This window comes from Burkholderia sp. L-4 (assembly GCF_056856535.1).
On sequence record NZ_JBXEOX010000003.1, the window covers coordinates 58,299 to 73,372 of the forward strand.

Annotated in this window: 12 protein-coding genes and 3 pseudogenes; 12 read left to right on the forward strand and 3 right to left on the reverse strand. The window is 65.4% G+C overall.

The window, feature by feature from the left end:
- The first annotated feature begins 158 nt into the window (after positions 1-158).
- The 11 genes and pseudogenes from AC1VVG_RS30780 to AC1VVG_RS30830 all read left to right on the forward strand — a co-directional run bounded on the left by AC1VVG_RS30780 (position 159) and on the right by AC1VVG_RS30830 (position 11,813).
- Complete coding sequence (locus AC1VVG_RS30780) at positions 159-1,748, forward strand: methyl-accepting chemotaxis protein (RefSeq protein ID WP_124671223.1); 1,590 nt, start codon at positions 159-161, stop codon at positions 1,746-1,748.
- Between the two features lie 60 nt (positions 1,749-1,808).
- Positions 1,809-2,240: pseudogene (locus AC1VVG_RS30785) on the forward strand (transposase); the annotation flags it as partial.
- Between the two features lie 344 nt (positions 2,241-2,584).
- Positions 2,585-3,262, forward strand: coding sequence for a GntR family transcriptional regulator (locus AC1VVG_RS30790; RefSeq protein WP_482837322.1), 678 nt, complete (start codon positions 2,585-2,587; stop codon positions 3,260-3,262).
- Between the two features lie 140 nt (positions 3,263-3,402).
- Positions 3,403-4,188 (forward strand): ABC transporter substrate-binding protein, encoded by a 786-nt coding sequence (locus AC1VVG_RS30795; protein ID WP_069704927.1) that lies wholly within the window; start codon positions 3,403-3,405, stop codon positions 4,186-4,188.
- Positions 4,189-4,273: 85 nt separating this feature from the next.
- Positions 4,274-4,972, forward strand: coding sequence for an ABC transporter permease (locus AC1VVG_RS30800; protein ID WP_482837324.1), 699 nt, complete (start codon positions 4,274-4,276; stop codon positions 4,970-4,972).
- A complete protein-coding gene (locus AC1VVG_RS30805; protein ID WP_482837326.1) occupies positions 4,969-5,709 on the forward strand; it encodes an ABC transporter permease in 741 nt (246 codons plus the stop codon). The genes AC1VVG_RS30800 and AC1VVG_RS30805 overlap by 4 nt, the downstream gene beginning before the upstream one ends.
- Positions 5,706-6,470 (forward strand): ABC transporter ATP-binding protein, encoded by a 765-nt coding sequence (locus AC1VVG_RS30810; protein ID WP_482837328.1) that lies wholly within the window; start codon positions 5,706-5,708, stop codon positions 6,468-6,470. The genes AC1VVG_RS30805 and AC1VVG_RS30810 overlap by 4 nt, the downstream gene beginning before the upstream one ends.
- 79 nt (positions 6,471-6,549) lie before the next feature.
- Positions 6,550-7,920: an aspartate aminotransferase family protein gene (locus AC1VVG_RS30815; protein WP_482837330.1), complete on the forward strand. Its 1,371-nt coding sequence runs from the start codon at positions 6,550-6,552 to the stop codon at positions 7,918-7,920.
- A gap of 14 nt (positions 7,921-7,934) precedes the next feature.
- Positions 7,935-9,524 (forward strand): gamma-glutamyltransferase family protein, encoded by a 1,590-nt coding sequence (locus AC1VVG_RS30820; RefSeq protein WP_482837332.1) that lies wholly within the window; start codon positions 7,935-7,937, stop codon positions 9,522-9,524.
- A 43-nt stretch (positions 9,525-9,567) separates the two neighbouring features.
- Positions 9,568-10,536, forward strand: a complete 969-nt coding sequence (gene speB / locus AC1VVG_RS30825; RefSeq protein WP_034191977.1) for an agmatinase — start codon at positions 9,568-9,570, stop codon at positions 10,534-10,536.
- 155 nt (positions 10,537-10,691) lie between these two features.
- Positions 10,692-11,813: a porin gene (locus tag AC1VVG_RS30830; RefSeq protein ID WP_034191976.1), complete on the forward strand. Its 1,122-nt coding sequence runs from the start codon at positions 10,692-10,694 to the stop codon at positions 11,811-11,813.
- A gap of 144 nt (positions 11,814-11,957) precedes the next feature.
- On the opposite strand, the pseudogene AC1VVG_RS30835 reads toward AC1VVG_RS30830, so the two are convergent.
- The 3 genes and pseudogenes from AC1VVG_RS30835 to AC1VVG_RS30845 all read right to left on the reverse strand — a co-directional run.
- A pseudogene (locus AC1VVG_RS30835) lies at positions 11,958-12,149 on the reverse strand (DUF4262 domain-containing protein); the annotation flags it as partial.
- Positions 12,086-13,939, reverse strand: coding sequence for an ABC transporter ATP-binding protein (locus AC1VVG_RS30840; protein WP_124608656.1), 1,854 nt, complete (start codon positions 13,937-13,939; stop codon positions 12,086-12,088). The gene AC1VVG_RS30840 and the pseudogene AC1VVG_RS30835, both read right to left, overlap by 64 nt.
- Before the next feature lie 105 nt (positions 13,940-14,044).
- Positions 14,045-14,354 (reverse strand): annotated as a pseudogene (locus AC1VVG_RS30845) (alpha/beta hydrolase); the annotation flags it as partial.
- An 89-nt stretch (positions 14,355-14,443) separates the two neighbouring features.
- Here AC1VVG_RS30845 and AC1VVG_RS30850 point away from each other — a divergent pair.
- Positions 14,444-15,040, forward strand: a complete 597-nt coding sequence (locus tag AC1VVG_RS30850) for a TetR/AcrR family transcriptional regulator (RefSeq protein ID WP_200086788.1) — start codon at positions 14,444-14,446, stop codon at positions 15,038-15,040.
- Positions 15,041-15,074: the final 34 nt, after the last annotated feature.

Here is a 15,074-nt window from a genome sequence, read left to right on the forward strand (position 1 = left end):
GAGCTCCGTCGCACTTCAGCGCCCGACCGTGCCGCCGTAAAGCAGATACAGGCGCGTTCTCGTGAGCCTGTCGCAATTGCCGCGCGCACCTTTCAATTATCCAACATCGCAAGGACTGCTCTTTATCGTCCGGCCTTGTTGCCCCTGGAGTAGAAGACATGAATCTGAACAACCTGCCGGTCAAGACGAAGCTCTCCGGAGCGTTCGGGATACTGGCAGTCATCGTGCTGGTCGTCTCCGGACTGTCCCTCAAGGAATTGAACGAGGCCAACAGCCGCTTCGCCGGATATATCGGCGGCGTCAATGCACGTGCCGACTTGGCCGAAGCCGTACGTACCGCAGTCGACGATCGGGCGATGGCAGTGCGCAACCTCGTATTGGTGACGACACCGGCCGACGTCGAACTGGAAAAAGCCGCCGTGATCGACGCCGAACGACGCGTCGAGTCCAACCTCGAGAAGTTCAATGCAATGGTGGCCAGCGCTTCCGACCTAAGCGACAAGGGGCGCAGTCTGGCGGCTGAACTCCCGCGGATCGAAGCGCTCTACCGCCCGGTGGCCTTGGACATCGACCGGTTGGCAGTGAGCAACCAGCGTGATGCAGCGATCGCTGAAATCAATACGAAATGCAGACCGCTGCTGTCGGCGCTGATCAAGGCGTCCAACGACTATGCGGACTTCACGCGTCAGCACGCAGCGCAGATGGTGCAGGAGGCGGGCGAACAGTTTTCGACCCAACGAGCCGTGCTGATCATCATCTGTTTTGTCGCGGTTGCAATCGCAGTGCTGGCCGGCGTCGTCATTACACGGGGTGTGTTGCGTGCGCTTGGTGCCGAGCCGGACGCTCTGGGCAAGGTGGCCCAACGCGTGGCCGGCGGAGATCTGGGCCCGGTACCCGGTGCGCAAGCCGCGCCCGCGGGCAGCGTGCTCGCGTCGATGGGTGAGATGCAGGCGAGCCTCGTGCGCCTGATTGGTCAAGTCCGCACGTCAGCGGACGGCATCGCCACCGGTTCGAGCCAGATTGCGTCGGGTAACGTCGATCTTTCCGCGCGCACCGAGCAGCAGGCGGCTTCCCTGCAAGAAACGGCCGCGAGCATGGAGGAACTCACGTCGACCGTCAGGCAGAATGCCGAGAACGCGCAGCAGGCAAGCTCACTTTCTGCCAAAGCGTCGGAAGTGGCAGGGCGCGGCAATCATGTCGTCAGCCGCGTGGTCGACACGATGGGCGATATCAGCGCAAGTTCCAGCAAGATTGCCGAGATCACGGGGATCATCGAGGGCATTGCTTTCCAGACGAATATCCTCGCGCTCAATGCCGCGGTGGAGGCGGCCCGCGCGGGCGAGCAGGGGCGTGGGTTCGCCGTGGTCGCAAGCGAGGTGCGCAGTCTCGCGCAGCGATCGTCCATCGCCGCGAAGGAGATCAAGGATCTGATCAATGCATCCGTGCAGAAGATCCAGGACGGCTCGTCCCTTGCGAGTGAAGCGGGAAAAACGATGACCGAGGTCACGCAGTCGGTTGCTCGCGTCACCGACATCATGAGCGAAATCGCCGCGGCATCGACCGAACAAAGCCGGGGTATCGAGCAAGTCAATCAGGCCATCACACAGATGGACGATGTCACGCAGCAGAACTCCGCGCTGGTGGAGGAAGCGGCGGCCGCGTCGAAATCACTGGAAGACCAAGGGCGACAGCTGAACCATGCAGTGTCGTTCTTCCGGCTGGATGCGAACCAGCAGGCATGGGTCTGAGACGTTTCTCGTAGTCATTCGGCAAGCGAGTTCTCTTTTCCCGGAGGCAAGGAGAACTCGATGAAGATGCGGTTGACCGACGAGCAGATCGTCCGGACTCCGCGCGTGGCCGAGAGTCGGGACGAACCCATGAATGATCCGGGCAAGCGCCACGACATCTCGGAACAGACGTTCGAGCGCTGGCGCAACCGGTTCGGCGGCGTGGATGTGGCCGATGCCGGCCGGCTCAAGGGGCCGGGAGTCGGAGCGCGAGCGGCTCGGACGTTTGATCGCTGCAATGGCTGGTCATCGACGGCCTGAAGGAATGCAGCCGAAAAAACGAGTCATCCAACGGGACGGCGCGACGCGCTGGAAGCCCTGACCCGGCGGTGGCCACGCCGTCGTCGTTGCGACTGCAACATTCGCCTGCCTGGTGCGACACAAGCCGATCCGGTATGGCGCTACGGCTTTGCGCGCGACCCGTTGGCGGACGGGCGTGCGTTGAATATTCTCGCGCGCGACCCCGCGCATCGACGACACCTCGATTCGATCTTGTACGCGCGGTCGATCATTCATTAGATCACTTGAGCGAATCAGCAAACTTTGCCGGACGGCAACACATGCGCGATCGAATCCCGAGCCGCCGGATCGGCGCGGCTCGCGGGGATGTGACCGGATAGGCGCGTTGCGATTGCCAACGGGTAAACCCGTATCGTCGGTTATTTTTGGCGTCGTATAGTGCAGCCACGGATACAAATATCCAATCTTACAAAATACTTTCCGATTGGGGGCGATGGTGATTCCCCGGCGGATGGATCGACGCACGCTCAGCCAGCGTAGCGACATAGGGCAATGACATGAACATGGACGGACAGACACCCTCGCCATATCCGCAATTTCCCGCGACGGCGGAAGAGGAAGCCTACGCGTACGTGCTCTACCGGATCCGGATGGGGACGTACAAGGCGGGCGATCGCTTGATTCCGGAGGACATCGCCGCCGAGATCAATACGAGCCGCATGCCGGTGCGAGAAGCGTTTCGCCGGCTCGCCAGCGAAGGGTTGGTCGTGATCCGGCCGAATCGCGGCGCGGTCGTGCGGGGGCTCGACGTCGACGAGATGGAAGTGGTATTCGGCATGCGCGGCGTGCTGGAGGGGCTGGCGGCGCGCATGGCGCTGCCGAACATCACGCCGCAGCATGTCGACGAGTTGACGCGCCTGATCGACGCGATGGAGCGCGCCGAGCCGGACGGCCAGCAGTGGGTGACCGTGCATCGCAGCTTTCACGAGTATCTGTGCCAGCTGTGCGGCCGCCAGCGCCTGATTACGCAGATTGCCGGGCTGCATACGATGGTGGAACCGCACATGCGCTTGTGGCTCGAGCTGGCGTACAAGCCGAAGACGTCGCGCGACGACCACATGTCGCTGATCGAGGCGATCCGGTGCGGCGATCCTGTCGCGCTCGAGGCGGCGGTACGCGAGCACATCGAAGCGACCGTGCCGGCATTGCGCGACTGGATGACGGGCGGCGACTGACGGAACGCGGCGAGGCGGTCGCCGACGCCTCGTGCTTATCGATAAGGCATCCGAAATAATCGTCAGACGAGAGACCTGCAACACGACCACGCAGTCATTTCCACCGAAACACGTTACGGAGTATCGACATGAAACGACACATGATGAGATTCCTGGTGCTCGCCGCCGTCATGCTGGCGGCCGCGCAGGCCCAGGCGAAAGAGTGGAAGGACATCCGGATCGGCTACGAAGGCGCTTATCCGCCGTTTTCGTCGATGCAGCCGGACGGCACGCCGGTGGGTTTCGACATCGACGTGATCCATGCACTGTGTGCGCAGATGCACGCCCGTTGCACGTTGGTGCAGATCGGCTGGGACGGCCTGCTTCCCGCATTGATGGCCGACAAGGTCGACGCGATCGTCGCGTCGGTCGCGATCACCGCCGAGCGCAAGCAGAAGGTCGCCTTCACCGACAAGTACTACAACACGCCGCGCCGGCTGGTCGTCGCGAAAAACAGCCCCGTCAAGGACGCGACGCCGGCGGAGTTGAAGGGCAAGCGCGTCGGCGTTCAACGCGGCACGCTGGCCGACAAGTACGCGAGCGCGTATTGGGTGCAGAACGGCGTGCAGCTGGTGCGCTACCCGACCCAGGACGAAGTCTACCTCGACCTGCGCTCGGGCCGCATCGATGCCGCGCTGCAGGACGCGACCGCCGCGTATTCGGCATTTCTGACGAAACCGGAAGGCGCGAACTTCAAGTTCGTCGGCACGCCGATCGTCGGTACGACGCCCGAGCAGAAGGCGTTGCTCGGCGAGGGTTACGGCATCCCGGTGCGCAAGACCGACGACGATCTCCGGCAGCAACTGAACCAGGCGATCACGGCCATTCGCGCCAATGGCGTGTATCAGTCCATCGAGAAGAAGTACTTCGATTTCGACATCTACTGATCGCGTGTCGATCGGCGCCGCGCCGACGCGCATGGATGCGCCGGCATGGCCGATATGAACCCCGAGCGCGCTGGAAAGGAGCGTTATGTCCGAATTGCAGCAATACCTGCCGGCGCTGTTGCGCGGCGCCGAGGTGACGATCGTGCTCGCCGTGTTGTCCGTCGCGCTCGCCGTGTGCATCGGCATCGCGGGCGCGATGGCCAAGCTGTCGGGCTCGCGTGTGCTGGTGTCCGCCGCCACCGCGTATACCACGCTGATTCGCGGCGTGCCGGAATTCGTGATGATGCTGTTGGTGTTTTATGGCGGCCAGATTCTACTGAACCAGCTGTCGGCCGCGTTCGGCTTGCATGCGCCCGACGTCGACGCGTTCGCCACCGCCGTGCTGACGATCGGCTTCATTTTCGGCGCGTACTACACGGAGACGTTCCGTGGCGCGATGCTCGGCGTGCCGCGCGGCCAGATGGAGGCGGCGCGCGCATACGGATTCTCGGGATGGCTCGCCTTTCGACGCATCCTGTTGCCGCAGATGGCGCGGCTCGCGTTGCCCGCCGCCGTGAACAACTGGCTGGTGCTGCTCAAGACGACGGCGATCGCGTCGCTGATCGGCCTGCACGACGTGATGTTCATCTCCGACCAGGCCGGCCGCACGACCCAGGCGCCGATGACGTTCTACCTGGCCGCCTGCGCGGTGTATCTGCTGGTGACGTCGGGATCGACGGCATGCCTGGCGCGTGCCCGCATGCGCCTGAACCGCGGCATGCGCGAGGGGAGGCTGCACGGATGAGCCATGAACAATGGATCGCGCTGCTCGGCGCGTACGCCGGCGGGCTGTGGGTCACCGTGCAGTTGACCGTGGGCTCGCTGGCCCTCGGGTTGCTGCTCGCGATTCCGCTGGCCGTGTTGCGCGTGTCGCCGAACCGCGTCGTGCACGGCCCGGTGGCGGCCTACACGTGGTTCATGCGCGGCACGCCTCTGCTCGCGCAACTGATGCTCGTGTATTACGGATTCGGTCAGTTCCAGTGGGTCCAGGACGCGTGGCAGCGCGGCAATCCACTGTTGTTGCCGCTGCGCGACCCGTTCGGGTGCGCGCTGATCGCGCTGACCGCGAACACCTGCGCGTATACCGTGGAAATCCTGGCCGGAGCGATTCGCACCACCGCGTACGGCGAAATCGAAGCGGCGCAAGCCTACGGGATGTCGCGCGCGACCGCGTGGCGCCGCATCGTGCTGCCGTCGGCGCTGCGCCGGTTCCTGCCCGCCTACGGCAACGAAATCATCCTGTTGCTGCACGGCACATCGCTCGTCAGCGCGATCACGCTGATCGACCTGACGGGCGCCGCGCGGGATGCCTACGCGAATTACTACGCGCCGTTCGAGGCGTTCATTTCCGTCGGCACCGTCTATTTCGCGTTGACGGGGCTCGTCGCGCTGCTGATCCGGACCGCCGAGCGGCGTCTGCTCGTCCACCTGCGGCCGCTGCCGCTTTCCACGCTTGCTCAATCGCGGAGCCACGCCACATGAATGCACTGTCTGTCGACAATCTCCACAAACGCTACGGCGACAACGAGGTCCTGAAGGGTGTCTCGCTCGCAGCGAACCCGGGCGACGTGATCAGCGTGATCGGTTCGTCGGGATCGGGCAAGAGCACGCTGCTTCGATGCATCAATTTTCTGGAATCGCCTTCGTCGGGCCGCGTGTCGCTGGGCGGCGGGGAAGTGCGGACGTCGGTCGACCGCAACGGCCGGATCAGGATTTCGGATCCCGTGCAGTTGCGCCGGATGCGGACGCGGCTCGCGATGGTGTTCCAGCATTTCAATCTGTGGGCACACATGACGGTGCTGCAGAACGTGGTCGAAGCGCCGCTGCACGTCCTGAAGCTCGGCCGCGCGGAGGCGCGCGAACGGGCGGAACGCTATCTCGAACAGGTGGGCATGACGCATTTCGCCGATGCGTACCCGGCCCATCTGTCCGGCGGCCAGCAGCAGCGCGTCGCGATCGCACGCGCGCTCGCGATGGAGCCGGACGCGCTGCTGTTCGACGAACCGACGTCGGCGCTCGATCCGGAGCTGGTCGGCGACGTGCTCAAGGTGATGCGCGATCTCGCCGGCGAAGGCCGCACGATGATCGTCGTCACGCATGAGATGGGCTTCGCGCGCGAGGTGTCGAACCACGTCATGTTCCTGCACCAGGGTGTTGTGGAGGAAGAGGGCCATCCGAGCGACATATTGAGGATGCCGAAAAGCGGACGGTTGCAGAAATTCCTGTCCGGCGGGCTCAAATAGCGGGATTCGACGGCCAGTTCCGGCCGGGTCCGCACACGCAAGACACGACCATGGAAGAGACGAAACCAGGAAGGTACCCATGCACATGCTGAAGCAGAATGACATCGACCACGTCCTTCATCCGTATACGAACCTGAGCCGCCATCGCGATGTCGGGCCGATGGTGATCGAGCGTGGCGAGGGCGTTTATGTATACGACACGGAAGGAAACCGCTATATCGAAGCGCTGAGCGGCCTGTTCTGCGCATCGCTGGGATTCAGCGAACAACGGCTGGCCGATGCAGCCGACCGGCAGATGCGCAAGCTGCCGTTCTATCACGCGTTCGGCCACAAATCGTCGGAGCCGTCGATCCTGCTGGCCGAGAAACTGATCTCGATGGCGCCCGTGCCGATGTCGAAGGTGTTTTTCGCGAACTCCGGTTCCGAAGCCAACGACACCGCGGTGAAGCTGATCTGGTACTACAACAACGCGCTCGGGCGGCCGCTGAAGAAGAAGATCATCGCGCGCACGCGGGCGTACCACGGCGTGACGATCGCGTCGGCGAGCCTGACCGGCCTGCCGAACAACCATCGCGACTTCGACCTGCCGATCGATCGCATCCTGCATACGGACTGCCCGCACTACTATCGTCATGCGCTGCCGGGCGAATCGGAGGAGCAGTTCGCGACGCGCTGCGCCGATTCGCTCGAGCAACTGATTCTTCGCGAAGGGCCCGAGACGATCGCCGCGTTCTTTGCCGAGCCGGTCATGGCGTCGGGCGGCGTGATCGTCCCGCCGGCCACCTATATGGAAAAGATCCAGCGCGTGCTGAAACGGTACGACATCCTGCTCGTGGCCGACGAGGTCATCTGCGGTTTCGGTCGGACCGGCAACATGTTCGGCTCGGAAACGTTCGGCATGCAGCCCGACATGATCGTCGTCGCCAAGCAGCTGTCGGCCGGCTACCTCCCCATCTCGGCGCTGATGGTCAACGAGGGGGTCTATCGCGCGCTCGTGGCCGAAAGCGAGAAGATCGGCACCTTCGGCCACGGCTTCACGTACAGCGGCCACCCCGTTTGCGCGGCCGTCGCGCTCGAGACGCTGCGCATCTACGACGAGGACGGCGTGCTCGACCACGTGCGCGACGTCATCCCGCATTTCCAGCAGCGCGTGGCCGATCTCGCGGCGCATCCGCTCGTGGGCGAGGCACGCGGGTCCGGGCTGCTCGCGGCCGTCGAGCTGGTCGCCGACAAGGCGACGAAAGCGCCGTTCCCGCCCGCCGAAGGCGTGGCGATCCATGCGGGCGAGCGGGCGCTGACGTACGGCGTGATCACGCGGGCGCTGGGCGATACGTTCAATTTCTGCCCGCCGTTGATCATCACGCACGACGAAATCGACCAGTTGTTCGACGCGTCGAAACAGGCGCTCGACGACACGCTCGCATGGCGCCGGTCGCTGGCCGCACGCTGAATCGGGAGAACACCATGAGGAATTTCGAACAACCGGGCCGCTCGCTGGTGATGTCGACCGGCGCGATGGCCGCGACGTCGCATCCCGCGTCGACGCTGGCCGCCATCCGGATCCTGGAATCGGGCGGCAATGCGATGGACGCAGCCATTGCCGCATGCGCGGTGCAGTGCGTCGTCGAGCCGGGCTCGACCGGCATCGGCGGCGATTGCTTCGCGCTTTATTCGCGCGGCGGCGGCGACGATATCGTCGGCTTCAACGGGTCGGGCTGGGCGCCGGCCGCTGCGAGCGTCGAGCGGCTGAGCGCGCTCGGCATCACGTCGATCGAGCGGCACTCGCCGCACGCGGTGACGGTGCCCGGCGCGGTCGACGCGTGGGCGACGCTCGCGCGCGACCACGGCACGCTGCCGCTTTCCGCGCTGCTTGCGCCGGCGATCCGGCTCGCCCGCGACGGCTATGCGGTCGCGCCGCGCGCGGCCGCGGACTGGGCCCATCAGGCGCAGTTGCTGTCGCTGGACGACACGAGCCGCGCGCAGATGCTGGTTGCCGACCATGCGCCGCGCGCGGGCAGCGTGCATCGGCAGCCGCTGCTCGCGCGCACGCTCGACGCGATCGCGCAAGGGGGCCCGCGGGTGTTCTACGAAGGCGCGGTCGCCGAGGACATCGTGGCTCGCCTGCGTAGCATGGGCGGCCTGCATACGATGGACGACTTCGCGGCGTTCCGTGGCGAATACGTGACGCCGATCACCGCGCGTTTTCGCGGCTACGACGTGCACGAGTGTCCGCCGAACGGACAGGGCGTCATCGCGCTGCTGATGCTGAAGCTGCTCGAAGGATTCGACGCGAACGACGATCCGCTCGGCGCCGAGCGCCTGCACCGGGAGATCGACGCCGCGCGCGTCGCGTATGCGTTGCGCGACGTGCTGCTCGCGGATCCGCGCTACCGGCCGCTGGATGTCGATACGCTGTTGTCCGAGGCGTCGGTCGAGTCGCTGCGCACGCGCATCGCGGCGCTGCATGCCCTCGGCGCGCCGGTCGCGGCGCCGGTGGAGCACAAGGATACGGTCTACATCTGCGTGGTCGACAAGGACCGCAACTGCGCGAGCTTCATCAATTCGCTGTTTCATCCGTTCGGCAGCGGCATCATGTCCGCGCAAACGGGCGTGATGCTGCACAACCGCGGCCAGAGCTTCACGCTCGAAGCGGGCCACCCGAACGCGATCGCGCCGCACGCGAGGCCGATGCATACGATCATCCCCGGCATGGTGACCCGCGACGGCAAGGTGCAGATCACGTTCGGCGTGATGGGTGGCCACTACCAGGCGATGGGACATGCGCACTTCCTGTCGAAGGTGCTCGACTACGATCTGGACCTGCAGACGGCGATCGACCTGCCGCGCATCTTTCCGCGGCCGGGTACCGATCAAGTGGAGGTCGAATGCACGATGCCCGCGGCGGTGCGCGAAGCGCTCACGCGACGCGGCTTCAACCTCGTCGCGCCGAACTGGGCGATCGGCGGCGCGCAGGCGATCCGGATCGACTGGGAGGCCGGCACGCTGATCGGCGCGTCCGACCATCGCAAGGACGGCTGCGCGCTGGGCATCTGACCCGGGCGTCCGCATTGTCGGCACACGAAACAAGGATGACATCATGCAGAAGCAGTCGGTCGTACGTGGAGATGGCGCGATCCGCCGCGAGTCGCCATACGGTTCGTCGAAGGAGAATACCTATGCGGGCGTGGTGTCGTTCATGCGGCGTCTGTATACGAAGGAACTGGCCGGCGTCGATCTCGCCGTGACGGGCGTGCCGCTCGATATCGCGACGACCAACCGTCCGGGCGCGCGGCTCGGCCCGCGCGCGATCCGCGCGGCGAGCAGCCAGCTCGGCGTGCTGCTGCCGTATCCGTGGGGGATCAATCCGTTCGACGACTATGCGGTAATCGACTACGGCGACTGCTGGCTCGACGTACACAATCCGTCGACCGTCAAGGAGACGATCGTCGCGCATGCGCGCACGATACTCGACGCCGGTGCACGGATGCTGACGCTCGGCGGCGATCACTACATCAGCTATCCGCTGCTCGTCGCTCATGCGGAAAAATACGGCCGGCCGCTTTCGCTGATCCATTTCGATGCGCACTGCGATACCTGGCCGGACGATCGGCCGGACAGCCTCAATCACGGGTCGATGTTCTACAAGGCGATCAAGGACGGCCTGATCGATCCTGCCCACTCGGTGCAGATCGGTATCCGGACGTGGAACGACGATTTCATGGGCGTGTCGGTGCTCGACGCGGCGTGGGTGCATGAGCACGGCGTGAACGCGACCATTGCCCGAATCGTCGAGATCGTCGGCGCGCGGCCGACCTATTTCACCTTCGACGTCGACGGGCTCGATCCGGCGTTCGCGCCCGGCACGGGTACGCCCGTGCCGGGCGGCCTGTCGAGCGCGCAGGCGCTGTCGATCATCCGCGGGCTCACGTCGGTCGACCTGGTCGGCGCAGACGTGGTCGAGGTCGCGCCCGCCTACGATCACGCTGACATTACCGCGCTGGCCGCCGCGCACGTGGCGAGCGAGCTGGTCTGCTTGTTCAGGCACCGCGCTCGCGCGGCGCGGTAGGGCCTGGGCGCGCCGGCGATTCGCGTCGCCGGCGCGGCCCGGGAAAAACGGCATCGATTTCGCTCGTATCAATTCGGTGTACGAATTGAATGACGAATGAAGCAAAAAACATGTCAATAGATGGATCAACCACGCAACGACAGGAGAGCACGGCAATGAAATGGATCGCATCGACCACACTTGCATGCGCGGCCGGTATGTGCGGCAGTGCATTTGCGCAAAGCTCGGTCACGCTGTACGGCGTCATCGACGAATCGATTCAGTACACGCACAACACCGGCGGCGCCAGCAACCAGGTCAAGCTGCAATCGGGACAGATGTCGGTCAGCCAGTGGGGGCTGAAAGGCACGGAGGATCTGGGCGGCGGCCTGAGCGCGCTGTTCAACCTGCAGAACGGTTTCAACGTGAACAGCGGCAAGATGAGCGGCGGCCTGCTGTTCGGACGCAAGGCGTTCGTCGGGCTGTCGGGCGGATTCGGTACGGTGACGGCCGGCCGCCAGCAGGATACGTTGCAGGACCTGGTGTTGCCGGTGCAGGGGAACAATTTCCTCGAGTACTTCACGGCGCCCGGCGACGTCGACAATGCAGACGGCTCGGTCCGCAACAGCAATGCGGTCAAATGGGTGAGCCCGTCGTGGGGCGGCCTGCAGGTGGCCGCGATGTACGGGTTCGGCGGCGTGGCGGGCTCGGTCGGCTCCGGGCAGGCGTACAACGCCGCGATGTCGTACACGGCCGGGCCGGTGACCGTCGCGGCCGGCTATGCGCATCTGGACAACGGTAACGCGGTGCTGTCGACGCGTGGCGCAAGCAGCGCCGATACGATCTTCCTGTCGCCGGTCAACAATGCATACGCGACGGCGAGTGCGGTGAATATCGCGCGGGCCGGCGTGAGCTACGTGCTCGGTGCCTTCACGCTGGGCGGCCACTATAGCTATGCCGAATACCTGCGCGACGGGCATTCGACGTTCGGGGCGGCCGAGCGCTACAACAACGGCTCGGTGTTCGTCGCATGGCAGGCTTCGCCGGCACTGTTGTTCGAGACGGGTTACAACTATCTGAAATCGCACGGCGATTCGTCGGCCACCTACCAGCAGGTCACGCTCGCGGCCGACTACGCGATCAGCAAGCGTACCGATCTCTATGCAACGATGAGCTACGGGCACGCGTCGGGCAGCAACGGCGCGGGCCCGGCGCAGGCGGTGATTGCGGATGCGTATGTCGATGGCGGCAAGGCCACCCAGGAGCTTGCGATCGTCGGGATTCGCCACCGTTTCTGACACGCAAGCGGCGCGCGTCATGACAGTGGCACGCTCGTGGCCGCTGTCGTGACGCACGAGGTGCAGGGGAGGCGGCGTTTGACAAGCGGCCATCCGGTATGCGTCTCCCGGTACATCGTGGGCGATGCGCACCGGCAACGAGAACGCGATGATTTCCGGGAAACCGTGGTCGACCCACAACCCGGTCGTGAACGAGAAACCCGGTTCGTCGCCTTCGGCGAGCACTTCCGTGCAAAACCATCCGCGCCGCCACGTTGCCGCAGCATCCCCGCCTACCGCTCCGCGCCTTCCGCTTCCGCCGTCTCGCCGAGGAACCCGCCGCTCTGGTGCGCCCACAGCGCCGCATAGATACCGCCCGCGTTCAGCAGCTGCTGGTGCGTGCCTTCCTCGACGATGCGCCCTTCGTCGAGCACGATCAGCCGGTCCATGGCCGCGATCGTCGACAGCCGGTGCGCGATCGCGATCACCGTCTTGCCGCTCATCAGCGTGTCGAGGCTGCGCTGGATCGCGACTTCGACCTCGGAATCGAGTGCGCTGGTCGCCTCGTCGAGCACGAGGATCGGCGCATCCTTGAGCATCACGCGCGCGATCGCGACGCGCTGCCGCTGGCCGCCCGACAGCTTCACGCCGCGCTCGCCGACCTCGACGTCGTAGCCGCTGCGCCCGTGCCGGTCGCGCAGCCGGTCGATGAACTCGGACGCTTCCGCCCGCACGGCGGCCTCCTGCATCTCGCGCTCGGTCGCGTCGGGCCGCCCGTACAGCAGGTTCTCGCGCATCGTCCGGTGCAGCAGCGACGTATCCTGCGTGACCATCCCGATCGCGCTGCGCAGGCTGTCCTGCGTCACATGCGCGATGTCCTGGCCGTCGATCCGGATCGTGCCGCCGCCGACGTCGTAGAAGCGCAGCAGCAGGTTCACGAGCGTCGACTTGCCGGCGCCCGAGCGGCCGATCAGGCCGATCCGTTCGCCCGGCCTGATCGTCAGGTTCAGCCCGTCGAACACCGTGCGGTCGTTGTCCTCGTGCGCGAACTGGACGTTGTCGAATACGATTTCGCCGCGTTGCACCGCGAGCGGCCGCGCATCGGGCGCGTCGACCACGCTGCGCACCTTCGTCAGCGTGTTGATGCCATCCTGGATCGTGCCGACGTTCTCGAACAGCTCGGTCATTTCCCACATGATCCAGTGCGAATAGCTCGACAGTCGCAGTGCCATCGCGATCACGGCCGCGACGACGCCCGCGCTCGCCTCGCCGTGCATCCACAGAGCGAGCGCGAGCCCGGCCGAGCCCACCAGCAGCAGCGTCGACAGCAGGTGATTGACGATCTCGAACGCGCTGACGAGCCGCATCTGCGCGTCGCCGGTCGCCTTGAACGCCTCCATCGCGCGCCGGGCATGGTCGGCTTCCCGCCGCGTGTGCGAGAACAGCTTCACGGTGGTGATGTTCGAATACGCATCGGTGATGCGGCCTGTCATCAGCGCGCGCGCGTCGGCCTGCCGGCTGCCGACGGCGCCCAGGCGCGGCACGAAATACGCGCACGCGGCGCCGTAGCCGAGCGCCCACAGCACGAGCGGAATCATCAGCCGCCAGTCGAAGCTGGCCGCCAGCACGAGGATACCGATCAGGTATGCGGTCACGCCGATCACGACGTCGACCGACATGAACAGCGCGTCGCGCACCGCGAGCGCGGTCTGCATGATCTTGGTCGTCACGCGGCCCGCGAATTCATTGGCGTAGAACGACAGGCTCTGGTCGAGCATCAGCCGGTGAAACAGCCAGCGCAGCCGCATCGGGAAGTTGATCGCCAGCACCTGGTGCTTGACCATCGTGTGCAGCGCGATCAGCAGCGTGCTGCCGGCGAGGATCGCCGCGAAGCCGGCGAGCGCGCCGAAGTGGCGGCCGCCGAATTCCGCCGGTGTCGACGTCGACAGCCAGTCGACCACGTGCCCCATCATCGCGAACAGCGCGGCTTCGTATGCGGCGAGCGCGGCCGACGTCAGCGCGATCAGCAGGATCCAGCCGCGCGCGCCTTTCGTGCACGCCCAGACGAACGAGAAGAATCCCTTCGGCGGCGTGACGGGATCTTCGAGCGGGAAAGTCGGCAGGCGACGTTCGAACCACGAATACATTGAAACTCCTCCTTGTAGCGGCCGCGCGGGGCGGTGCGACCGATATTGCCTGATGCCCGTTTCATCTAGCGTGCCTTTGGCGGCGCTGCCGTGTTGCACATGTGTTCACTGCGACCGGATCCACGCTTCGATCGGGCCGAGCGTGCCGGGCGCATACACATGGCGCCCGAGCGCCGTGTACGGACCGATCTTCCACCGCGGCCAGTCCGACTCGAGCGGGTAATCGAACCAGCCGGCGCGCGGCAGCCCGTGCGTCGCGCCCGGCACCACGACGAAGCGCCGGATCGACGTGGCTATCCAGCGCGCCCCACCCGGCCAGCACGGGCCCCTGCCTCGTCGCGAGCGCCTGCGATGCATCTTCCAGATAGCCGCGCTCGGCGGCCAGTGTCGCATCGATCCGGTCCGATTGCAGGCCGCCTTGACGCCCGCAGCCCATCGCCATGATAATAGATCGACTGATCAGTCTAATAAATATTAGAGCGATCGTCATGCACGGAGTTCCCGTTGAGAAAGATCGATCCTGAAAGAGTGGAAGCGAAGCGGCGCCAGATTCTGGATGCCGCCATCGCCTGTTTTGCGCGCGACGGCTTTCATGCGACGTCCACGGCCGCGATCTGCAAGGCGGCCGGGATGAGCCCCGGCAACCTGTTTCACTATTTCCCGACCAAGGCGGCGATCGTCGAGGCCGTCGCGCAGGAAGACCAGCGCGAGATGGCCGAGCTGTTCGCGCGGCATGCGAACGCCGACGATGCGCTGACCGCGATCGAGGAGATCGCGCTGGCGCTGATGGAACTGTCGAGCGATCCCGTCTATGCGCGCATCAGCATCGAGACCGCGGCCGAGGCGACGCGCAATCCGGAGGTCGCGGCATTGTTCGCGGCGAACGAGGCGCAGGTGAAAGGGCGGATGGTCGCGCTGATCAAGCGCGGTGTCGCGCAAGGGACGATCGACGGGAGCCTGAAGCCGGATCTCGTCGCGACGTGGTTGCTCGCGCTCACGGAAGGCGCGGTCGGGCGGGTCGTATTCGAGCCGGGATTCAAGCCGCGCGCGCATCGCGCGATGCTGCGGACGATCATCCGGCGGATGCTGCGGCCGCAGTGACGATCGCTGTCCCGATACCGCGCGGCACCCTCGT